Raw genomic sequence first — 23,602 nt, 5'->3', positions numbered from 1 at the left:
CAATTATCATTACACTTTTTTCTCTAACCAGGCAAAGACGCTTTTCAGCGCGCCCTGCCAGCGGCCTGCAATGAGTAAACCGATTCCCAGCCGCCGCCCAGCGCCTTGTACAGGCCAACCATCGCCAGGGACACCCCGGCCGAGCTTTCCACCAGTTGCTCCTGAGTTGCCAGCAGGGCCCCCTGCACGGTCAGCACGTTGACGAAATCCACCACCCCTTCGACGTACTGCTGCTGCGCCGTGCGCAGGGCGATCTGGTTCTGGCGCACTGCCTCGGCCAGGCTGTCGCGACGCAACTGGCTGGCGTTGTAGCGAGTCAGTTGGTCGTCGATTTCATGCCAGGCCCGCAACACCGTCTGTTGGTAGGCCAGGGCCGCTTCCTGCTGCTGAGCCTCGCGCAGCTGGAGCATGCCCCGCAGGCGGCCGCCATCAAACAGCGGCAAGCTGAACTGCGGGCCGATGCCGAATTGTCGCGAACTCCAGGAACCGAAGTCCGCCAGTTGCAGGGCCTGGGAACCGAAGTTGCCGGACAAGGTAATGCGCGGATAGAAATCGCCCTTGGCCACGCCGATGCTGGCCGTGGCCGCATGCAGGCGTGCCTCGGCCTGGCGGATGTCCGGGCGCCGCTCGGCCAGCTGCGAAGGCAAGCCGATCGCCACCTGGGACGGCGGTTGCGGCACCGGCGCGTCACTGGCCAGCTCCTGGTGCAGGGCCTGGGGCGGCTCCCCAAGAAGCAGGCTCAAGGCATTGATCAATTGCGCCTGGCGCTGTTGCAGCTCCGGCAGTTGCGCCTCGATGGTGGCGACCTGGGCGGCGGCTTCGGCCACGTCCAGGTCGGTAGCGACACCATCGGCCAGGCGTAGTTGCGAGAGCTTCAGGCTGTGGCGGGCGACGTCAAGGTTCTGCTCGGTGACCGCCCGGGTGCTCTGCACGCCGCGCAGTTGAATGTAGTCCTGGGCAGTTTCCGCCAGCACCGACAGCAGCACCCCGCGCCGGTCGTTCTCCGCCACTTCCAGGGTCGCGTCGGCGGCTTCGGTTTCGCGCCGCACCCGGCCCCAGAAATCCAGCTCCCAAGAGGCCGAGAAACCCGCTTCCCAGAGATTGAACGCCGACTTGCCGTTGTTCCCCGAAGGGTCATTCAGGCCCTCGGCGCTGTTGCGCTTGCGCCCGTAGCCGCCATTGGCCGAGGTGCTTGGGTAGCGCTCGGCGGTGATCACCTGGCGCGCTGCCCGGCTCTGCTGCAAACGGCTGGTGGCCAGTTGCAGGTCGAGGTTGTCGCTCAGGGCGCGCCGGCTCAGGGCCGACAGTTGCGGGTCGTTGAACACCTCCCACCAGCGCTCCTGCATGGCGTTGTCCACTGCCTGGCTGGCCGCAGCGTGGGCCGGGGCGGACCAGGCCTGGACCTGGGTCGCCTGGGGCCGCTGGAAATCCGGGCCGACATTGCACGCGGCCAGGGACAGCAGGCTCAGCGCCAGCAGAGCCCGGCCGCCGTGGCGAGGGAGCTTGCTGCCGTTCGAGTGCGCAGCACTGGCAAAGCGGCCTTCGCGAGTGGCCCGGGCAGCCGCGTCGAGTGTATCTGGAGTGGCTGCGCAACCCAGCGAGAGCTTGCTCCCTCGCCACGGGGCGCCCGTGTGCTTGCCTCTGACGGTACTCATCGCTGGGTTACCTCGCGGGCGCTGGTGGCCGAGCTGTGGGTGTCGACGCTGGCTTCCACCGACATGCCCACCCGCAGCCGCTCGGCCATGGGCTGGTTGGGCTCCAGAAGGATCTTCACCGGAATGCGCTGCACCACCTTGGTGAAGTTGCCGGTGGCGTTGTCCGGCTTCACTGCGGCGAAGGTCACACCGGTGGCCGGGGCCAGGCTTTCCACGCGACCGTGCAAGGTCTCGCCACCCAGGCTGTCGACCCGTACCTCGACCACTTGCCCGGCATGCATGGCGGTGAGCTGGGTTTCCTGGAAGTTGGCCAGCACGTAGGCCTGCTGCAAGGGCACCACGGCGAGGATCTTGCTGCCGGGAGTGACGTAGGCGCCAACCCGTACTGCACGCTCGCCGACCATGCCATCGAGCGGCGCGACGATACGCGTGTAGGACAGCTCGTAGCTGGCCATTTCCAGGGCCGCCTGAGCCCGTTTCAGGCCGCCTTCCGCCGCATCGCGCTGGGCAGTGAGAATTTCCACCTGCTTGCGCTCCGCCGCCAGGGCCGCAGTGGCCGTGGCCATCCGGGCGCTGGCCTGGTCGATGCGAGTCCTGGCCTGCTGAGCGTTCTGCACCGTGCCGGCGCCCACTCCGGCCAGGTGGTTGTAGCGATTGAGCTCGTGCTCGGCAAAGGCCACCTCGGCCCGGGCGGCCACCAGCGCCGCCTGGGCCTGGGCGATCACCGAACTCTGCCGGTCCAGGGTCGCCCGGGCGTTCTGCAACTGGGCCTTGGCCACCAGGGTTTCGGCATCCGCCGCCTGGGCCGCGGCCCGCAGGTCACGGTCGTCGATCAGCGCCAACAGTTGCCCGGCCTTGACCTGCTGGTTGTCCTCCACCAGCACTTCCTTGATGAACCCCGCCACACGCGGGGCCACCAGGGTGTAGTCGGCGGCGATGAAGGCATCGTTGGTGCTCTGCTCGCCGGTGCGGCCGAACAGCCCCGGCAGCGCCAGGTAGGCCAGCACGCCAAGGGCCGCCACGGCCGCTACCGCGATGGCGATTTTGTGTTTGCTCTGGGTCGTCATAACAAAGGTCTCGTTCAAGTCGGCGCCCGCGGTGGGTAGATCCGCGTCGGCAGCCAGAAAATCAGCAGGATCAGCACAGCGGCCAGCCCTGCCATGCAGAAATAGAGATCGGCGGAGGTCAGCACCACGGCCTGCTGGTGCAGGCGCCGGGCCAGGCCGGCGACGTTGTCGTCCACCAGGGGCGAGTTGCCCAGGCTGTCCACCAGCATGGTTGAGTGAAAGTGCAGGCGGCGAGTGGTCAGCACATCCAGCACACCGGTGGCGATCACCGCCGCCAGGCCTTTCACGGTGTTGAACCAGGCCGAGGCGAACGGCCCTTCCACCGGGGCGATGCTGCCGGTGGAAAGCATCAGCAACGGCAGCACCGCCATGGGCTGGCCGAAGATCTGCAGCAGTTGCAGCACATAGAAGTCGTCACGGATCCAGGCCGAGGTCAGGTGCGTGCCGCCCAGGCAGGACAGCACCAGCATGCCCAGGCCGATCCCCAGCACCCAGCGGCAATCGACCCAGCGCAGGTTGCACAGGGCCGCCACCAGCGGCAGCGCCAGCAACTGCGGCAAGGCCATCACCAGCATCACCGGCGCGGTCTGCAGCGGCCGGTAGCCCTGGACCTGGGCCAGGTAGGCGGACGGGATGATGATCACCGCCGTCAGCACCACCAGCACCCCGGCCAGGGTCAGCAGGGCGAAAGACAGGTTGCGGATGCCGAGCATCTGCAACTTGAAGAACGGAATCGGCTGCGACCATTCGTTGATCATGAACAGCACCAGCAGCACCAGCCCGCCGACCAGCAACACACTGATCAGCGGCGATTCGAACCAAGCCAGGCGGTTGCCCTGGAGGATGCCGATCACCAGCATGCAGATCGCCGGAAAGCCCAGCAGCAGGCCACGCCAGTTGAACTGCTTGAAGCGCTCCAGGCGCAGCGGGTCCTGCGGCAGGCCGTAAGCCACTGCCGCCATGGCCAGCAGGCAGGGCGCCACCACCTGCCAGAATGCCCATTGCCAGCCCACATATTCGGTCCAGAGTGCCGCCAGTGGCGTGCCCAGGCTCGGGCCGAAGGTGGCGGTCAGGGCATAGCCGGCCAGACCGTAAAGCTTGACGTTGGCCGGCAGGAAACGCAGGGCCACGGTCATCAGCATCGGCGGTAGGGCACCACCGGCCAGGCCTTGCAGAGTGCGCAGCAGCAACAGGCTTTCGTAGTTGGGCGCGAAGGGGCACAGCACCCCCAGCAGGGTGAACAGGCCAATGGCACACAGGGTGAAACGCCGCAGGGAAAAGGTCACCGAACACCAGGGCGCAAAGGCCATGGCCGCCACCGAGGTGGCGGTGTAGCACGCCACCAGCCAGGTGCCTTCGTCGTAGCCGATGAACAGCGCCCCGCGAATGTCCGCCAGGGCGATCTTGGTCACCATCTCGTTAAGACCCGAGACCAGCACCGCCAGCAGTACACCCACCAGGCCGATGATGATCCGCGGCCCGAATACCGGCGGCGCAATGGCTGCCGGCTTGCTGGCGACTTCGACCGAAGCAGGCGCAGCGACAGCGAGGGAACTCATGGAAATACTGCTCCAGACAAGAAAACCAGAGCAGTTTATGAACAGCCGATGCTGACGAAAACTGACTTATCGACAGCTTATAAGTGCACCAAACGCAACGATTAACCCTATTGACCGTAGGAGCTGGCTTGCCAGCGAAGAGGCCTTAAAGATCGCTTTCGCCGGCAAGCCGGCTCCTACAGGGGTGGCGAAGGCTGCAGATGGACCGTAGGAGCTGGCTTGCCAGCGAAGGGGCCCTCAAGACCGCATTCGCCGGCAAGCCGGCTCCTACAGGAGTGGCGAAGGCTGCAGATAGACCGTAGGAGCTGGCTCGCCAGCGAAGAGGTCCTAAAGATCGCTTTCGCCGGCAAGCCGGCTCCTACAGGAGTGGCGAAGGCTGCAGATGGACCGTAGGAGCTGGCTTGCCAGCGAAGGGACCCTCAAGACCGCATTCGCCGGCAAGCCGGCTCCTACAGGAGTGGCGAAGGCTGCAGATGGACCGTAGGAGCTGGCTCGCCAGCGAAGAGGCCCTAAAGATCGCTTTCGCCGGCAAGCCGGCTCCTACAGGAGTGGCGAAGGCTGCAGATGGACCGTAGGAGCTGGCTTGCCAGCGAAGGGGCCCTCAGGACCGCTTTCGCCGGCAAGCCGGCTCCTACGCAGACGCGGGCTGGGCTTCCTGCCAGGTGGCCTGGCAGGAGCTGCGCAGGGTCTCGCGGAACCATTTGTGCGCTGGGTCCTTGTCGTAACGCGGGTGCCAGGCCTGGGTCAGGACTAGGGTCGGCAGGGAAATCGGCAGGACGAAGGAGCGCAGGCGCAGCCCCAGGCGCGAGACGCTGAGCAGGGTTTCCTGGGGCACCGGCAGGATCAGGTCCGAGTCCGGCAGCATGAACATGGCGGCGTGAAAGCTCGGGGCAATCAGCGGTACCCGGCGCTCCAGGCCCTGCTCGGCCAGGGCCGCATCGATCGGTCCGCGGGCAATGCCGCGGCGGGACATGCTGATATGGGGAAACGCGGCAAAACGCTCGGCCGTAATGTCTTCGTCCAACAGCGGATGGTCTTCGCGCACCAGGCCGACAAAGGCCGTGGTGAACAGGTTCTGCACCTTCACTTCCGGGGTCAGGGGCCGGGTGTTACTGATCCGCAGGTCGATCCGCCCTTCGCGCAAGGCCTCGTCGTCACCGTCGCCTTCGGGCACGAAGCGCAGTTCGCACAAGGGCGCCTGGCGTTCCAGGGTGTCGATGAGGCGACCGCCATAGACTCCGACGAAAAAGTCGTTGGCGCGCACATTGAAGCGCCGCCGCAACGAAAGCAGGTCGACCTGATCCGCCGAGCGGAACAACAGTGCGGCCTGCTCCACCAGATCACGTACCTGGCTGCGCAGCTCCAGGGCCTTGGGCGTGGGCACCAGGCCCCGTCCGGCACGCACCAGCACCGGGTCGCCCAAGGCTTCGCGAATTCGCGTGAGGGTGCGGCTCATGGCGGCGGGGCTGAGGTTCATGCGCCGCGCAGCGCCGACTACGCTGCCCTCGTCGAGCAGGGCATCGAGAGCGACCAGAAGGTTCATATCCGGGAGTTGCATGGCAAGCACTCATGACTGATCAGGGATGATCCATGCGCAATGCTAGCAGGCTTGCCACCGAGGCAAATGAGGGAGATCAATCCTTGCCCACAAACCCACCACTACCCGTAGGAGCCGGCTTGCCGGCGAAGGGGCCTTCGAACCTTGCATCGCCCTTGAGGACGCCTTCGCTGGCAAGCCAGCTCCTACGGTCGGGTGGTGGTGGCTCCGGTGGGTGGGGAATTCAGCGTTGCATGCCCCAGCGTTTCACCGTGACCCGCTCCAGGGTGTCGAAGATCAGGTTCTCCACCAACAGGCCGATGATGATCACCACGGCCAGGCCGGCGAAAACCTTGTCGGTGTACAGCTCGTTGCGGTTCTGGAAGATGTACCAGCCCAGGCCGCCCTTGCCGCTGGTGGCGCCGAATACCAGCTCGGCGGCGATCAGGGTGCGCCAGGCGAAAGCCCAGCCGATCTTCAGCCCGGCGAGGATCGACGGCAGCGCCGCCGGGATCAGGATGAACAGCACCAGGCGCAGGCCCTTGAGCCCGTAGTTGCGCCCGGCCATGCGCAAGGTTTCGGAAACCCCGAGAAACCCGGCGTAGGTATTCAGGGCCAGGGCCCAGAGCACCGAATGCACCAGCACGAAGATCAGGCTGTTCTGCCCCAGGCCAAACCACAGCAGCGCCAGGGGCAACAGGGCAATGGCCGGCAACGGGTTGAACATCGAGGTCAGGGTGCTCAGCAGGTCGCGGCCAAAACGAGTCGAGACCGCCAGGGTGGTCAAGGCAAACGCCAGGACGATGCCGATCAGGTAGCCCTTGAGCAGCACCACCAGGGAAATGCCCACCTTGCCCAGCAATTCGCCGCTGAGCAGGCCCTGGTAAAGGGCGCTGGCGGTTTGCAGAAAACTCGGCAGCAGCAAGTCGTTGTCCTGGTAGCGGGCGACGGCTTCCCAGAGCAGCGCCAGGAGCACCAGGATCAGGCTTTTGCGCAGCCAGCCTTGTTGCCAGAGGCGCTGAGCCAGGGGCAGTTCGCGCTCCAGGGGAACTTGCAGCAAGGGCTGCAGAACAACTTCATATTCTTCGCGCACGGGGGATGACTGGCTCATCGGGCGTTCCTCTTTCAACGACAGCCTGACGGCTCAATAGGCGATACGGATATCGGCGAAATCCAGCTCGGCTTCGGTTTCAGGGCCCTGGCCTTCATCGAACAGCAGGTGGTGGATGCGTCGCGCGGTCTGCTGGAAGGCCACGCCACCGAGGCTTTGCAGGTCGTACTGGTGGCTGTGGACTTCCGCCCGCACGCGCCCCGGATGAGGCGACAGCAGGAGGATGCGATTGCCCACCACCAGCGCTTCCTCGATGGAGTGAGTGACGAACAGCAAGGTGAAGCGCACCTCCTCCCAGAGCAGCAGCAACTCCTCCTGCATCTTGCGCCGGGTCAGGGCGTCGAGGGCGGCGAAAGGCTCGTCCATCAGCAGGATCTTCGGCTGCATGGCCAGGGCGCGGGCAATCGCCACCCGGGCTTTCATGCCACCGGACAGGGTGTGCGGGTAGGCATCGGCGAACGCCGCCAGGCCGACTTTATCCAGGTACTCCAGGGCGCGCTCTTGGGCCTCGCGGCGACCGAGGGTTTTCGACGCCAGCAGGGGAAACATCACGTTCTGCTTCACGGTTTTCCAGGGTGGCAACTGGTCGAACTCCTGGAACACCACGATACGATCCGGCCCGGGCTGGCTGACCCGCCGGCCTTGCAGGCGGATCTCGCCCTCGCAGGGCTGGATGAACCCGGCCACCGCCTTGAGCAGGGTCGACTTGCCGCAGCCCGAAGGCCCCAGCAGGACAAAACGATCGGCGGGATCGATCTCGAAACTCACCTGGTGGGTGGCCCGCACCACGCGCTGCGGGGTGCGATATTCCAGGCTGACCCGGTCCACCGCCAACAGTGCCTCGGCGGTGGCGGTGGGGTTGCTGGCCGTGTGGCCTGGCAAGGGGGCATTCATCGCAGTCAGCTCCCTTGCAACGGCTTGGCGTCCTGGAAGAAGTAGTCCTTCCACGATTCCGGCTTGTTCTTGATGGCACCGACGCGATAGAGGAACTCCGCCAACGGGTAGGTGTTTTTCGGCGTTACGCTGAACTCGAACTGCGGGTTGTCGATGATCTTCAGCAAGGCGGCGCGGTCGATCTTGGCCTTGGTCACGCGGATGTAAGTGTCGGCGGCCGCGCCCTTGTCGTTCTGGGCGAACTCGGCAGCTTCAGCCAGGGCTTCGGTGAAAGCCTTGTAGGTCTTGGGGTTGTCGTTGCGGAACTTCTCGGTGGCGAACAGCACCGTCGGTGAGTTGGGCCCCAGCAGGTCGTAGGTGTTCAGCACCACGTGCACATTGGGGTTTTCCAGGGCCTGATCCTGGAACGGCGGGTTGGAGAAGTGCCCGGTCAGCTCGGTACCACCGGCAATCAGCGCCGCGGTGGCGTCCGGGTGGGGAACGGCGATGGTGTACTTGTCCAGGCGATTGAATGCCTGGTCGCCCCATTGCTTGGCGGCGGCGTATTGCAGGAAGCGCGACTGCACCGAGACCCCCACCGCCGGCACCGCGATGCGGTCCTTCTCGGTGAAGTCTGCAATGGTCTTGACCTTGGGATTGTTGCTCACCAGGTAGTAGGGAAAGTTGCCCAGGGACGCTACTGCCTTGACGTTCTGTCGGCCACGGGTGCGGTCCCAGATGGTTAACAGCGGGCCGACGCCGGCCCCGGCGATATCGATGGAACCCGACAGCAATGCGTCGTTCACCGCGGCGCCGCCGGACAGTTGGGTCCAGTCGACCTTGATGTCGATACCCTCCTGCTTACCGTACTTTTCGATCAGTTGCTGATCGCGAACCACGTTGAGCAGCAGGTAGACGATGCCAAACTGTTCGGCGATGCGGATCTCGCCTTCGGCATGGGCCGCCGTAGGGGCGACCAGGCTGCCGGCCAGCAGGCTGAAACCCAGGCCGATGGCGGTGGCCAGCGTGCCCAGGCGCGCAGTGAAGCGAATGGATGAAGACATGGTGATTCTCCTGCCGTGCCTGGCTGATCAGTAAGGGGCGTCGCCCTGGATGGTGGTGCGATACAGCTTGCGGCGCAGATGGCTCGGGCAACCGGCGGCCAGGTGGATCAGCGAACGGTTGTCCCAGAACACCAGGTCGTGGGGCTGCCATTGATGGCGGTAAATGTTCTCCGGCAGCACGCTGTGGGCGTACAACTCGGCCAGCAACTGGGCGCTTTCGTCTTGCGGCAAACCGATGATGCGGGTGGTGAAACCTTCGCTGACGAACAGCGCCTTGCGGCCGTTTTCCGGGTGAGTGCGGACGATGGGGTGCACCACCTCCGCAACCTGGGCCAACTGCTCCGGGGTCAGGGTCGGGCGCCAGTTGCCCTCGAACTTGGTCTCGCTGTAGCGGGCCGTGTAGGAATGCGCGGCGCTGCGGCCTTCGAGCGCCTTGCGCAGCGCCTCGGGCAGGTTGTCCCAGGCTTGGTGCATGTCGGCGAACAGGGTGTCGCCGCCTTCGGCCGGCAGTTCCTGGGCGTGCAGCATCGAGCCCAGGCTCGGCAGCTCCTTGTAGGACAGATCCGAGTGCCAGAACTTGCCGGCGTCACCCAGGCCGATGGATTGGCCGTTCTCGATGATGTTGGAAACGATGAGGATTTCCGGGTGCCCGGCCAGCAGGAACTGCTTGAGCACGTGGATCTGCAACACGCCGAAACGGCGGCTGAAGGCGATCTGTTGTTGGGGGCTGATGCGCTGGTCGCGGAACACCACGACATGGTGATCCAGGTGGGCGCGGTGGAGGCGGGCGAAGTCCTGGTCGTTGACCGGCCGGGACAGGTCCAGGCCGATGATCTCGGCGCCCACGGCGCCATTCAAGGGACGGATTTCGAAGGCTTGTGCGGCGATGGGCGCGGCACTGGCTGATGCAGACATGACTGAAACTCCCGCGCAGGCGCGCCCAGGGCGCGCACGTCGTTCAGAAACTCACGGAGATCCCGTGTGGGTTCATTACGTGCGGCGCGCCGATTGGTCGGCAGGTACGCAGGGAGTTGACTTTATAGATATAAGAAAACGAATTTAAATACCGTTAGCGAATAACGATATGTTGATTCGAGCGATGCGGCGGTTATGGACGGTACGCCACCGATGGCCCCCATGGCATTGGCGGACGGCGCGGTCCTGCAGAAGCCGGCTTGCCGGCGAAGGCGGTCTCACGGGCCCCTTCGCTGGCAAGCCAGCTCCTACAAGGCAGGCTCCCGGCGAAGGTCGTTTTTTACCCGGATCAGCGTTCGTGCAGGGCTTCGGCGCGAGCGCGGATGATCGGCTTGAGCAGGTAGCTGAGGATGCTCTTCTTGCCGGTGATGATGTCCACCGAGGCGACCATCCCGGGGATGATCAGCAGCGGTTTCTCATCGGTGCCCAGGTGGCTGCGGTCGGTGCGCAGCTTGATCATGTAGTAGGTGGTCTTCTTGTCTTCGTCGGTGATGGTGTCGGCGCCGATCTGCTCCAGGCGTGCCTTGAGGCCACCGTAGATGGTGTAGTCATAGGCGCTGAACTTGACGATCGCTTCTTGCCCCGGATGCAGGAACGCGATGTCCTGGGGGCGGATCTTGGCTTCCACCAGCAGGGTGTCGTCCAGGGGCACGATTTCCACCATGTCGCTGCCCGGCTGGATCACCCCGCCGATGGTGTTGACCATCAGCTGCTTGACGATACCGCGCACCGGCGAGGTCACCAGGGTCCGGCTGACCCGGTCTTCCAGGGCCTTGCCGGTGGCGCTGGCCTTGTTCAGTTCGGTGCGCGCCTCGTTGAGCTGGGTCAGGGCCTCGCTGCGGAACTTGCCGCGGGTCTCGTCGATCTTGCGCTGCACTTCCTTGATTGCCGACTCGGCGCGAGGAATGGCCAGGGTCGTGGCATCCAACTGGCCACGGGTTTCCACTTCGGCGCGCTTGAGCCGCAGCACTTCCACCGGCGATACCGCGCCCTGGGCCACCAGGGGCTCGGACATGTTGATTTCCTGGCGTTGCAAACCCAGTTGCTGGCGGTACTGGGCCTGCTTGGAGGTGAACTCGCGCAATTCCTGCTGTTTCTGGATCAGTTGCTCCTGGAGGCCACCAATCTCGTCATGCAGTTGCTGGCGCCGGCTCTCGTACAGGGATTTTTCGCTGGCAGCCTGGCCTGGTACGTCCTTGAGCACGTCGGCGGGGAAGTTCAGTGGCCGCTCCTCGACCTCGGCACTCAGGCGCTCGACCCGCAGCAGCATCGACAGACGCACGGTCTCGGTTTCACCGACGTTGGACTGGAAGCGCGTGTCGTCCAGGCGGATCAGCGGCGCGCCGGCCTCCACCACCTGGCCTTCCTTGACGAACAGCTCGGAGACGATACCGCCTTCCAGGTTCTGGATCTTCTGCACCTTGGACGAAGGAATCGCCTTGCCTTCGCCCTTGGTGACTTCATCGATGACCGCGAAATTGGCCCATAGCACCAGGAACAGGAAGAACCCGATGATGCCCCAGATGGTCAGGCGAATGACCCGTGGAGCATCTTCGATCAGGGCCTTGTTGACCTCGGGCAACGGCTGGCCCTGGAGGGAATCGGAGCCTTTGAAATAACGGCGGATCGAGTCCTTGAATCCCGACTTAAGCAACACTGATCTGCCCCTTCTTCAACGCTTCCATAACCACTGCTTTCGGGCCATCGGCGAGGATCTGTCCGCGGTCCACCACCAACAGCCGATCCACCAGCGACAGCAATGAGGCACGGTGGGTGACCAGTACCACGGTCTTGCCCTGCACCACGGCTTCGAGGCGCTGCTTCAAGCGCTCCTCGCCGGTGTTGTCCATGGCACTGGTGGGTTCGTCGAGCAGCAGGATCTGTGGGTTGAGCAACAAGGCCCGGGCCAAGGCGACGTTCTGGCGCTGACCGCCAGACAAGTTCTGTCCGCGCTCGCCCACTTGCAATTCATAGCCCTGGGGATGCAGCCGGGCGAATTCGTGAACCCCCGCCAGCTCGGCGGCTTGCAGCACCAGTTCGTCTTCGACGTAACGGGCGCCGGAGGTCAGGTTGTCGCGCAGGGTGCCGGCCAGCAACTGGATATCCTGGGGCACATAACCGATGTTGTGGCGCAGCTCGCTGACGTCGATCTGGCGAATGTCCACGCCGTCCACCAACAAGGCTCCGGAGTCTGCCTGATAGAGCCCCACCAGCAGCTTGGCCAGGGAGCTTTTGCCCGAGCCACTGCGGCCGATGATGCCAACCTTTTCGCCCGGCTTGATGATCAGGTTGATGTTCTTCAGCGCCGAATTCTGCTGCCCCGGATAGGTGAAGCTCAGTTGCCGGCATTCGATGGCGCCCTGCAGCACGCTGCGGCTCAGGGGACGCTCGTCGAAATTTCGTTCTTGAGGCAGCTCCATCATCTGGTCCACCGAGGTCATGGTGACCCGGGCCTGCTGGTAACGGGTCAACAGCCCGGACAGCGAAGCCAGCGGGCTCAGAGCCCGACCGCTGAGCATGTAGCAGGCGATCAGCCCGCCCATGCTGAGGTTGCCGTCGATGATCTGGTACACACCGAAGATGATCATGATCACCCCGGCCAATTGCTGGATCAGCAAGGTGATGTTCATCGCCAGGCTGGAGAGCATCTTCACCCGCAACTCAAGGCGGCTGAGGGTGCCAATGGTCTGCTCCCACTGGTACTGGCGCTCGCTTTCAGCGTTGTTGACCTTGACCGCATCCAGCCCGGCCAGGGTTTCAATCAGGCTCGACTGGCGTTCGGCGCCCAGGGCCATGGTTTTTTCCATGGTCGCCACCAGGGGCTTCTGCAGCGCGTAGCCGATCAACAAGGCAATCGGGAACGCCAGCACCGGAATCCACACCAGGTGCCCGCCGAGGATCGCGATGACCATGAAGATCAGTAGGGTGAACGGCAGGTCGATCAAGCTGGTGAGGGTCAGCGAAGCGAGAAAGTCCCGCAGGCTCTGAAACTCATGGATGTTCTGGGCAAAGCTGCCGACCCGTGCCGGTCGGTACTTCATCGCCATGCCGACGATGCGCTCGAACAGCGTGGCGGAGATGATCAGGTCGGTCTTCTTTCCCGCAAGGTCCAGGCACAGGCTGCGCAAGCCCTTGAGGATCAGGTCGAAGATGTAGGCGCCGATGATGCCGATGGACAGCATCCACAAGGTCGAGGTGGCCTGGTTGGGTACAACCCGGTCGTAGACGTTCATCACGAACAGCGGCGCGGCCATGGCAATGATGTTGATCAGCAGGCTGGCGGCGATGGCATCGATATATAGCCAGCGCGAACGCTTGAGGGTATCGCGAAACCAGGAGCGGGCCCGGGGAATCAACGAGCCGTGATTGACGTCGAACTTGTGCTGGGGTTGGGCGAAGAACACCTGCCCGCTGTAATCGTCGGCCAACAGTTCGCGGCTGACGCAGACTTCACCGCCATCGCTCTCGCTGAGCAGTAAACGCGCCTGGTCCTCGCCCTGCCAGCCCAGCAACACAGCACTGCGACCATCCTTGAGCAACAGCAAGGCGGGCATGGCGATCGCCGGAATCTGCTCGAGCTTGCGGCGCAGTACCCGCCCCTGCAACCCGGCCCGGGCTGCTGCGCGGGGCAGCAACTCGGCACTCAAGCGCTGGGACGGCAATGGCAGACCGGTGGTCAACATTGCCGCACTGGCGGGTTTCTGGTGCAGGAAGCAGAGGGTCAACAAACCATCTAGCAGGGGGTCGTCATGCATACCACGTGGATCATGATTGAGTTGCACTCGACTGACTTCTGATTCCACGCTCGACACTCTTGACTGACTGTTGGATGAGATTGGCTCAATTCATCCCAGGCAGTTGGACCTTGGGCTTCACATCATTTTGCACGACGGACGCCATAGGTGCGACCACTCCCTGGCTCTTGAGCAACTCGCCCATGGTCGCCTTGATTCGATACTGAGTAAATAACTGAATGTTTCTGATTTCCGCCAAACGCCGGGAAGCAGTGAACAGTTCGTTTTCACTGTCGAGCAAGTCCAGCAAGGTGCGTTCGCCCAGGCTGAATTGCTTCTGATAAGCGGTGCGCACGCTGGTGCTGTGATCAACGTACTGCTGGGCGATCGGCACCTGGGCGTTGGCATTGTTCAAGGCGTTCCAGGCCAGGCCCAGCTCTTCGTTCAACACCCGCAGGGCATTGTTGCGGATATCCAGGGCCTGGTTCGACTGGTAGGCCTTGGATTCCAGGTCGGCCTTGTTGCTGCCACCGGCAAACAGGTTGAAGCGCATGCGCAGCATGGCCTGCCACTCATTGTTGTGACCGACCTGACCGTCGAGGTTGTTATCCGCGGTACGCCCCAACTCCGCATCGAAACGCGGGTAGAACGCCGACTTGGCGGCGTCGTACTGCTTTTCGGCGGCGACGATATCGGACTCTGCGGAACGCAGGATCGGGCTGTTTTCCAACATCTGTCGCCGGGCCTCATCGAGGTTCGCCGGCAGCATCGCCATGAAACTGGCAGGCCGCTCCAACTGATCGGGCATCTGCCCTACAGCACTCAGATAGTTGGTCTGGGAGTCCGCCAGGTTGGTCTGTTCGGTGATCAGGTTGTTGCGGGCCTGGGCCATCCGCGCTTCGGCCTGGTCGAGGTCGGCGCCGCTGCCCACACCACGCTGGGTGCGCAGCTTGATCTGGTCGTAGATGCGTTCGTGGTTGCGCAGGTTGTCTTCCGCCAGCTGGACGAATTGGCGACGGGTCAGCACATCCAGGTACACCTGGGCCACGGTCAGGGCCGTGCGTTCGGACGCGCCCAGCAGGGAGTAAGCCCGGGAATTGACGGTGGCTTGTTGACGCCCTACTTCGCTAGAGGTAGCAAAACCGTCAAAAACCATTTGCTGGAGACGTAAACTTGACTCCCCACGGTTCAATGTCTCCCAGTGGTTGTTGCCAGTACCCGCACGAGAACTAGGGTTATCGGTGCCTTCGCGACCGTAACCGGCCAGCGCATCGACGCGTGGCAGATAGCCACCTTTCGCCGCTTTCAGCTGGTAGTCAGCCGCCAGGCGGCTGTTCACTCCGGCTTGGATCTCTGGATGCACATCCAGTGCTTTCTGCATGGCTTCGGGGAGTGTCTGTGCCTGCACGAAACTAGCAGCAAAGGCTAATGGCAGGGCCTTGAACAGGTGAAAACGCATGGTAAGAATTTCCCTCGGACAGCGTGTCCAGAATCACGTCAGAACGTGGCGCCACATCGAATGATTACAACCACAACGACCGTCTGTCGGAAAGCTCAAACTAAGAACTGGTTCACATACTTCAAGTCAGGTTAACGCGTGAATATCAATGTGACATTAATCAGGCGATTGTTTAGGATGGCACTCATAAGGTCAATACTTTGGCATAAAGTTAATTGCGAAAATTCATAGCCAAATTATTGACACGCCAAAACGTCAAATCAACCGTTTCCGCTAATTACTCAATAGCGAATACACATCCAGACTGAGTTGCGGCCAGCGCCCAAGCCGGTACATGGAAGTCAACTGAGCGGTACACCGGAGAGTCCTCAATGAGCAGTGTTGTTGCCATCGTCAAAAGCATTGTCGGTCAAGTTTTCGTGGTATCCCCGGAAGGGATCCGGCGCGTACTCATTGAAGGTGACCGACTGTTCGTGGGTGACCAGGTGGATACCGGCTCGGCCGGGGCTGTCACCCTGGAGCTGACCGACGGGCGCACCCTCGACCTTGGCCGTGACACACAGTGGAGCGGCGCCGCGCCTGATTCCGGCACCGACCTGGCCCAGGCGACCGCCCAAGCCGCGCCTTCGGTTGCCGAATTGCAACAAGCCATCGCTGCGGGTATCGACCCGACCACCGAGCTCGAAGCTGCCGCTGCCGGCCCAAGCGCCACAGGTACTGGAGGCGCCGCTGGGGGTGGCCACAGTTTTGTCCAGCTTGAGGAAACGGCGGGCCGGGTAGACCCGACCATCGGTTTCCCCACTGCCGGCCTGGGGCTGGCCACTTCGGCGCAGAACAATACCGTCGGCGGCCTGACTAACAACGCCGGCCAGGCCAACGGCAATGGCAGCGGCAGCGATACCTTGCGTCCGGCAACCCTGACCCTGGGTGCCACCCCGACCATCACCGAGGCCGGCGGCACGCTGGTGTATACCGCGACCCTGACCCAGGCCCCGCTGACCGACCTGAGCATTACCCTGTCCAACGGCGCGGTCATCGTGATCAGCGCCGGCCAGTTGACCGGCAGTGTGCAGGTGCCCCTGGCGCCCAATGACAGCGTCTATATCGATCCGGGCCAGATCAGCGTCAACGTGACCGGCACTACTGGCGGCGGCGGTTTGCTGATCACGGTCGATCCAAGCCCGGCGGTGACCCAGGTCACCGACACCATCGACACCACCACCGTCACCCTGGCAGCGGATACCAGCGTCAGTGAAGGCGGGCAGATCACCTACACCGCCACCCTGACCAATCCGGCGCAGACCCCGGTGACCATCACCCTGTCCAATGGTGCGGTGATCACCATCGAGGCGGGCAAGTCCAGCGGCACCGTCGACGTGGCAGCGCCGGCCAATGATGTCTACAAGAACGGCGGCACCATCGAGGTCGGCATAACCAAGGCCGAAGGCGGCAACTTCGAGAACCTGGAACACAGCACCGACAAAGCAGTGACAACCGTCACCGACACCATCGACGACACCGGCCTGAAACTGTCGGCCACTGCCGAAGTCGCTGAAGGCGGCAGCATCGTCTATACCGCCACCCTGACCAATCCAGCGGGTACCGCGCTGACTGTCACCCTGTCCAACGGTGCGGTGATCACCATTGCGGCCGGCGCCAACAGCGGCAGCATCAGCGTCCCCGCACCCGCCGATGACGTCTATAAGGACGCCGGCAAGGTCGAAGTGACCATCAGCAAGACCGAGGGCGGCAACTTCGAAAACCTGGTGACCAATCCGGCACCCGCAGTGACTGACGTCACTGACACCATCGACACCTCGACTGTCAGCCTGACCGCCACCCCAACTGTCGCCGAAGGCGGCATTGTGGTGTACACCGCATCGGTTACCGCGCCAGTCACCGGCTCCCCGGTGGTAGTCACCCTGTCCAACGGACAGACCATCACCATTCCGGTCGGTGAGTCGACTGGCAGCGTGAATTTCACTGCGCCAAACGACGCACTGAATGGCGGCAGCTCCTTGAGCACCACCATCACCAAAGTCGACGGTGGCAACTACGAGAAGCTGGAGTTCAGCGACAAACCAGCGGACACCGCGGTCACCGACACCCCAGATACAACGACCCTGAGCCTGACCGCCACCGAGACCGTGGCCGAGGGCGGTTCGATTGTTTATACCGCGACCCTGACCAACGCCGCTGGCACTCCGGTGACCGTAACCCTGAGCAACGGTGCAGTAATCACCATCGCGGCCGGTGCCACCTCGGGTACTGCGACCGTCGCCGCGCCAGCAGACGACGTCTATAAGGATGCGGGCAAGGTCGAAGTCACCGTCACTAAAGCCGACGGCGGCAACTTCGAACACCTGGAAACCAATCCGGCACCAGCAGTGACTGACGTCACTGACACCATCGACACCAGCACCGTCTCTCTGACCGCCACCCCAACTGTCGCCGAAGGCGGCACCGTGGTGTACACCGCCTCGGTCACTGCGCCAGTAACCGGCTCCCCGGTTGTGGTCACTCTGTCCAACGGACAGACCATCACCATTCCGGTCGGTGAGTCGACTGGCAGCGTGAACTTCACCGCGCCAAACGACGCACTGAATGGCGGCAGCTCCTTGAGCACCACCATTACTAAGGCTGAAGGTGGTAACTACGAGAAACTGGAAGTCAGCGATAAACCCGCTGACACCACAGTGACTGATACCCCAGACACCACGACCCTGAGCCTGTCGGCTACCGGCGAAGTGGCCGAAGGCGGCTCGATCGTCTACACCGCGACACTGACCAATGCCGCCGGTACTCCGGTGACCGTAACCCTGAGCAACGGCGCAGTGATCACCATCGCGGCGGGCGCGACCTCCGGGACAGTGACCGTTCCAGCACCGGCCGATGATGTCTACAAAGACGCCGGCAAAATTGAAGTAACCGTCACTAAAGCTGACGGCGGTAACTTCGAACACCTGGAAACCAATCCAGAGCCTGCCGTCACCAATGTCACTGACACCATCGACACCAGCACCGTCTCTCTGACCGCCACCCCAACCGTCGCCGAAGGCGGCATTGTGGTGTACACCGCCTCGGTTACTGCGCCAGTCACCGGCTCGCCGGTTGTGGTCACCCTGTCCAACGGACAGACCATCACCATTCCGGTGGGTGAATCCACTGGCAGCGTGAACTTCACCGCGCCAAACGACGCACTGAATGGCGGCAGCTCGCTGAGCACCACCATTACCAAAGTCGACGGCGGCAACTACGAGAAGCTGGAGTTCAGCGACAAGCCGGCGGACACCGCGGTCACCGATACCCCTGATACAACGACCCTGAGCCTGACCGCCACCGAGACCGTGGCCGAGGGTGGTTCGATTGTTTATACCGCGACCCTGACCAACGCAGCTGGCACTCCGGTGACCGTAACCCTGAGCAACGGTGCAGTAATCACCATCGCGGCAGGTGCTACCTCGGGTACTGCGACCGTCGCCGCGCCAGCAGACGACGTCTATAAGGATGCGGGCAAGGTCGAAGTAACCGTCACTAAAGCTGACGGCGGTAACTTCGAACACCTGGAGACCAATCCAACGCCTGCCGTCACCAATGTGACTGACACCATCGATACCTCCACCGTGTCGCTGAAAGCCACGCCTGCGGCGGAGGAAGGCGGCAATGTCACTTACACCGCTACTGTCACGGCTCCAGTGACCGGTTCGCCCGTCGTGGTGACCTTGGCTAACGGTGAGAAGATCACCATCCCGGTCGGCGAAATCAGCGGTTCGGTAAGCATCAGCGCACCGAACGACGTGCTGATCGGCCATACCCCGCTGACCAACTCCATCACCAATGTCAGCGGCGGCAACTACGAAAACCTGGTGGCCGACAAGTCGCCGGTCAGCACCACGGTGACCGACACTGTCGATACCACCCACCTCAGCCTCAGCGCCACCGGTACTGTGGCCGAAGGCGGCCAGATCATCTACACCGCGACCCTGACCAATGCCGCCGGTACTCCCGTCACCGTGACTTTGTCCAATGGTGCAGTGATCACCATCGCGGCCGGTGCTACCTCGGGTACTGCGACCGTCGCCGCACCTGCTGATGACGTTTATAAAGACGCCGGCAAAGTTGAAGTAACCGTCACTAAAGCTGACGGCGGTAACTTCGAACACTTGGAAACCAATCCGGCACCAGCAGTGACTGACGTCACTGACACCATCGACACCTCGACTGTCAGCCTGACCGCCACGCCAACTGTCGCCGAAGGCGGCATTGTGGTGTACACCGCCTCGGTCACTGCTCCAGTCACCGGCTCCCCGGTTGTGGTCACCCTGTCCAACGGACAGACCATCACCATTCCAGTAGGTGAATCCACTGGCAGCGTGAATTTCACTGCGCCAAACGACGCACTGAATGGCGGCAGCTCCTTGAGCACCACCATTACCAAGGCTGAAGGCGGTAACTACGAGAAACTGGAAGTCAGCGATAAACCCGCTGATACCACAGTGACTGATACTCCAGACACCACGACCCTGAGCCTGTCGGCTACCGGTGAAGTCGCCGAGGGCGGCAGCATCGTCTACACCGCTACCCTGACCAATGCGGCCGGTACACCGGTCACCGTGACCCTGTCCAACGGTGCAGTGATCACCATCGCGGCGGGCGCGACCTCCGGGACAGTGACCGTTCCAGCACCGGCCGATGATGTCTACAAAGACGCCGGCAAGGTTGAAGTAACCGTCACTAAAGCCGATGGCGGTAACTTCGAACACCTGGAAACCAATCCGGCACCAGCAGTGACTGACGTCACTGACACCATCGACACCAGCACCGTCTCTCTGACCGCCACCCCAACTGTCGCCGAAGGTGGCACCGTGGTGTACACCGCCTCGGTCACTGCGCCAGTAACCGGCTCCCCGGTTGTGGTCACCCTGTCCAACGGACAGACCATCACCATCCCAGTGGGTGAATCCACTGGCAGCGTGAACTTCACTGCGCCCAACGATGCACTGAATGGCGGCAGCTCCTTGAGCACCACCATCACCAAGGCTGAAGGCGGCAACTACGAGAAACTGGAAGTCAGCGACAAGCCAGCGGACACCACAGTCACCGACACCCCTGATACAACGACCCTGAGCCTGACCGCCACCGAGACCGTGGCCGAGGGCGGTTCGATTGTTTATACCGCGACACTGACCAACGCCGCTGGCACTCCGGTGACCGTAACCCTGAGCAACGGCGCGGTGATCACCATCGCCGCCGGCGCTACTTCGGGTACTGCAACCGTCGCCGCACCTGCTGATGACGTTTATAAAGACGCCGGCAAAGTCGAAGTCACCATCACTAAAGCCGATGGCGGTAACTTCGAACACCTGGAAACCAATCCGGCACCAGCAGTGACTGACGTCACTGACACCATCGACACCAGCACCGTCTCTCTGACCGCCACCCCAACTGTCGCCGAAGGTGGCACCGTGGTGTACACCGCCTCGGTCACTGCGCCAGTAACCGGCTCCCCGGTTGTGGTCACCCTGTCCAACGGACAGACCATCACCATCCCAGTGGGTGAATCCACTGGCAGCGTGAACTTCACTGCGCCCAACGATGCACTGAATGGCGGCAGCTCCTTGAGCACCACCATCACCAAGGCTGAAGGCGGCAACTACGAGAAGCTGGAAGTCAGTGATAAACCAGCGGATACCACCGTCACCGACACTCCGGATACGACCACCCTCAGCCTCTCGGCTACCGGTGAAGTCGCCGAAGGCGGCAGCATCGTCTACACCGCGACACTGACCAATGCGGCGGGTACGCCAGTCACCGTGACTTTGTCCAATGGTGCAGTGATCACCATCGCGGCCGGTGCTACCTCGGGTACTGCGACCGTCGCCGCGCCAGCAGACGACGTCTATAAGGATGCGGGCAAGGTCGAAGTCACCATCACTAAAGCCGACGGCGGCAACTTCGAACATCTGGAAACCAATCCGGCACCAGCAGTGACCGACGTCACTGACACCATCGACACCAGCACCGTCTCCCTGACCGCCACCCCAACTGTCGCCGAAGGCGGCATTGTGGTGTACACCGCCTCGGTCACTGCTCCAGTCACCGGTTCCCCGGTTGTGGTCACTCTGTCCAACGGCCAGACCATCACCATCCCAGTGGGTGAATCCACCGGCAGCGTGAATTTCACTGCACCGAACGATGCACTGAATGGCGGTAGCTCCTTGAGCACCACCATCACCAAAGTCGACGGCGGCAACTACGAGAAGCTGGAGTTCAGCGACAAGCCGGCGGACACCGCGGTCACCGATACCATCGACACCACCCACCTCAGCCTCAGTGCCACCGATACTGTGGCCGAAGGCGGTTCGATTGTTTACACCGCAACCCTGACCAATGCGGCGGGTACGCCCGTCACCGTGACCCTGTCCAACGGCGCGACCATCACCATCGCCGCGGGGGCCACTTCCGGTACCGTAACCGTCGCCGCTCCTGCCGATGACGTCTACAAGGATGCCGGCAAGGTTGAAGCCACCATCACCAAGGCTGATGGCGGCAACTTCGAGAACCTGGTGCCGAGCACTACACCCGCGGTAACCGATGTTACCGACACCATCGACACCTCCACCGTGTCGCTGAAAGCCACGCCTTCGGCGGAAGAAGGTGGCAACGTCACTTACACCGCCACTGTCACCGCCCCAGTGACTGGCTCACCAGTGATCGTGACCCTGGCCAATGGCGAGAAGATCACTATCGCGGTCGGCGAGACCAGCGGCTCGGTGAGCATCAGCGCGCCAAACGACGTGCTGATCGGCCATACCCCGCTGACCAACTCGATCAGCAACGTCAGCGGTGGCAACTACGAGAACCTGGTGGCCGACAAATCCCCGGTCAGCACCACCGTGACCGATGTCGTCGACACCACCAATCTCAGCCTCAGCGCCACCGGTACTGTGGCCGAAGGCGGCCAGATCATCTACACCGCAACCCTGAGCAACGCTGCTGGTACGCCAGTGACCGTGACCCTGTCCAGCGGCGCGACCATCACCATCGAAGCCGGTAAAACCACCGGCACCGTGACCGTCCCAGCGCCTGCCGATGACGTCTACAAGGACGCCGGCAAGGTTGAAGTCACCATCAGCAAGGCTGACGGTGGCAACTTCGAGAAGCTGGAGACCAATCCGGCGCCAGCAGTGACCGACGTCACTGACACCATCGACACCAGCACCGTCTCCCTGAAGGCCACACCGGCCACTACCGAAGGCGGCAACGTTACCTACACCGCCACTGTCACCGCCCCAGTGACTGGCTCACCAGTGATCGTGACCCTGGCCAATGGCGAGAAGATCACTATCGCGGTCGGCGAGACCAGCGGCTCGGTGAACATCACCGCACCGAACGATGTACTGGTCGGCCATACCCCGCTGACCAACTCCATCACCAATGTCAGCGGCGGTAACTACGAGAACCTGGTGGCCGACAAATCCCCGGTCAGCACCACCGTGACCGACACTATCGACACCACCACCCTCAGCCTCAGCGCCACCGGCACCGTGGCCGAAGGCGGTTCGATTGTTTACACCGCGACATTGAGCAACGCTGCTGGTACGCCAGTGACCGTAACCCTGAGCAACGGCGCGGTGATCACCATCGCCGCCGGCGCTACTTCAGGTACTGCAACCGTCGCCGCACCTGCTGATGACGTGTACAAGGATGCCGGCAAGGTTGAAGCCACCATCACCAAGGCTGAAGGCGGCAACTTCGAGAAGCTGGTACCAAGCACCACCCCAGCGGTGACCGATGTTACCGACACCATCGATACCTCCACTGTCTCGCTCAAGGCCACGCCTTCGGCTGCCGAAGGTGGCAACGTTACCTACACCGCCACTGTCACCGCCCCAGTGACTGGCTCACCAGTGATCGTGACCCTGGCCAATGGCGAGAAGATCACTATCGCGGTCGGCGAGACCAGCGGCTCGGTGAACACCACCGCACCGAACGACGTGCTGATCGGCCATACCCCGCTGACCAACTCCATCACCAATGTCAGCGGTGGCAACTACGAAAACCTGGTAGCCGACAAGTCACCGGTCAGCACCACCGTGACCGACACCGTCGATACCACCAATCTGTCGCTGACGGCCACGCCTTCGGTGGCAGAAGGCGGCCAGATCGTTTACACCGCAACCCTGACCAATGCGGCCGGGACGCCAGTGACCGTGACCCTGTCCAACGGTGCGGTGATCACCATCGCCGCCGGCGCTACTTCGGGTACTGCAACCGTCGCCGCTCCTGCCGATGATGTCTACAAGGACGCCGGCAAGGTTGAAGCCACCATCACCAAGGCTGAAGGCGGCAACTTCGAGAAGCTGGTACCAAGCACCACGCCAGCGGTGACTGACGTTACCGATACCATCGATACCTCCACTGTCTCGTTGAAGGCCACCCCTTCGGCTGCCGAAGGTGGCACGGTTACCTATACCGCCACCGTCACAGCCCCTGTGACCGGTTCTCCGGTTGTAGTGACCTTGGCCAACGGTGAGAAAATCACCATCCCGGTCGGTGAATCCAGCG

Annotated in this window: 12 protein-coding genes; 1 reads left to right on the top strand and 11 read right to left on the bottom strand. The window is 62.8% G+C overall.

Going from position 1 to position 23,602, the window contains the following annotated elements:
• Positions 1 to 44: 44 nt before the first annotated feature.
• The 11 genes from GV819_RS30465 to GV819_RS30415 all read right to left on the bottom strand — a co-directional run bounded on the left by GV819_RS30465 (position 45) and on the right by GV819_RS30415 (position 15,034).
• On the bottom strand, positions 45 to 1,655 hold the full coding sequence (locus tag GV819_RS30465) for an efflux transporter outer membrane subunit (RefSeq protein WP_256667669.1): 1,611 nt from the start codon (positions 1,653 to 1,655) through the stop codon (positions 45 to 47).
• On the bottom strand, positions 1,652 to 2,722 hold the full coding sequence (locus GV819_RS30460) for an HlyD family secretion protein (RefSeq protein WP_161759737.1): 1,071 nt from the start codon (positions 2,720 to 2,722) through the stop codon (positions 1,652 to 1,654). The genes GV819_RS30465 and GV819_RS30460 overlap by 4 nt, the downstream gene beginning before the upstream one ends.
• A gap of 14 nt (positions 2,723 to 2,736) precedes the next feature.
• Entirely contained in the window at positions 2,737 to 4,281 is a 1,545-nt protein-coding gene (locus tag GV819_RS30455) for an MFS transporter (protein ID WP_161759736.1), read from the bottom strand.
• A gap of 631 nt (positions 4,282 to 4,912) precedes the next feature.
• Positions 4,913 to 5,839, bottom strand: coding sequence for a LysR family transcriptional regulator (locus GV819_RS30450; RefSeq protein ID WP_161759735.1), 927 nt, complete (start codon positions 5,837 to 5,839; stop codon positions 4,913 to 4,915).
• 223 nt (positions 5,840 to 6,062) lie between these two features.
• On the bottom strand, positions 6,063 to 6,929 hold the full coding sequence (locus GV819_RS30445) for an ABC transporter permease (protein ID WP_161759734.1): 867 nt from the start codon (positions 6,927 to 6,929) through the stop codon (positions 6,063 to 6,065).
• A gap of 33 nt (positions 6,930 to 6,962) precedes the next feature.
• On the bottom strand, positions 6,963 to 7,823 hold the full coding sequence (locus tag GV819_RS30440) for an ABC transporter ATP-binding protein (RefSeq protein WP_161759733.1): 861 nt from the start codon (positions 7,821 to 7,823) through the stop codon (positions 6,963 to 6,965).
• Positions 7,824 to 7,828: 5 nt separating this feature from the next.
• Complete coding sequence (locus GV819_RS30435; RefSeq protein WP_161759732.1) at positions 7,829 to 8,866, bottom strand: ABC transporter substrate-binding protein; 1,038 nt, start codon at positions 8,864 to 8,866, stop codon at positions 7,829 to 7,831.
• A gap of 27 nt (positions 8,867 to 8,893) precedes the next feature.
• Complete coding sequence (locus GV819_RS30430) at positions 8,894 to 9,781, bottom strand: TauD/TfdA dioxygenase family protein (RefSeq protein WP_161759731.1); 888 nt, start codon at positions 9,779 to 9,781, stop codon at positions 8,894 to 8,896.
• Between the two features lie 349 nt (positions 9,782 to 10,130).
• On the bottom strand, positions 10,131 to 11,498 hold the full coding sequence (locus tag GV819_RS30425) for an HlyD family type I secretion periplasmic adaptor subunit (RefSeq protein ID WP_161759730.1): 1,368 nt from the start codon (positions 11,496 to 11,498) through the stop codon (positions 10,131 to 10,133).
• On the bottom strand, positions 11,488 to 13,644 hold the full coding sequence (locus GV819_RS30420) for a type I secretion system permease/ATPase (protein WP_161759729.1): 2,157 nt from the start codon (positions 13,642 to 13,644) through the stop codon (positions 11,488 to 11,490). Before GV819_RS30420 ends, GV819_RS30425 begins: the two co-directional genes overlap by 11 nt.
• A 37-nt stretch (positions 13,645 to 13,681) precedes the next feature.
• A complete protein-coding gene (locus GV819_RS30415) occupies positions 13,682 to 15,034 on the bottom strand; it encodes a TolC family outer membrane protein (RefSeq protein WP_161759728.1) in 1,353 nt (450 codons plus the stop codon).
• 371 nt (positions 15,035 to 15,405) lie between these two features.
• Between GV819_RS30415 and GV819_RS30410 the strand changes: the two genes are divergently transcribed.
• On the top strand, positions 15,406 to 23,602 hold an 8,197-nt coding region (locus GV819_RS30410), incomplete at its 3' end, for a retention module-containing protein (protein ID WP_161759727.1).

The organism is Pseudomonas sp. Fl5BN2 (genome assembly GCF_009908205.1).
Taxonomy (GTDB): Bacteria; Pseudomonadota; Gammaproteobacteria; order Pseudomonadales; family Pseudomonadaceae; genus Aquipseudomonas.
This window is presented reverse-complemented; position numbering and strand designations above follow the sequence as displayed.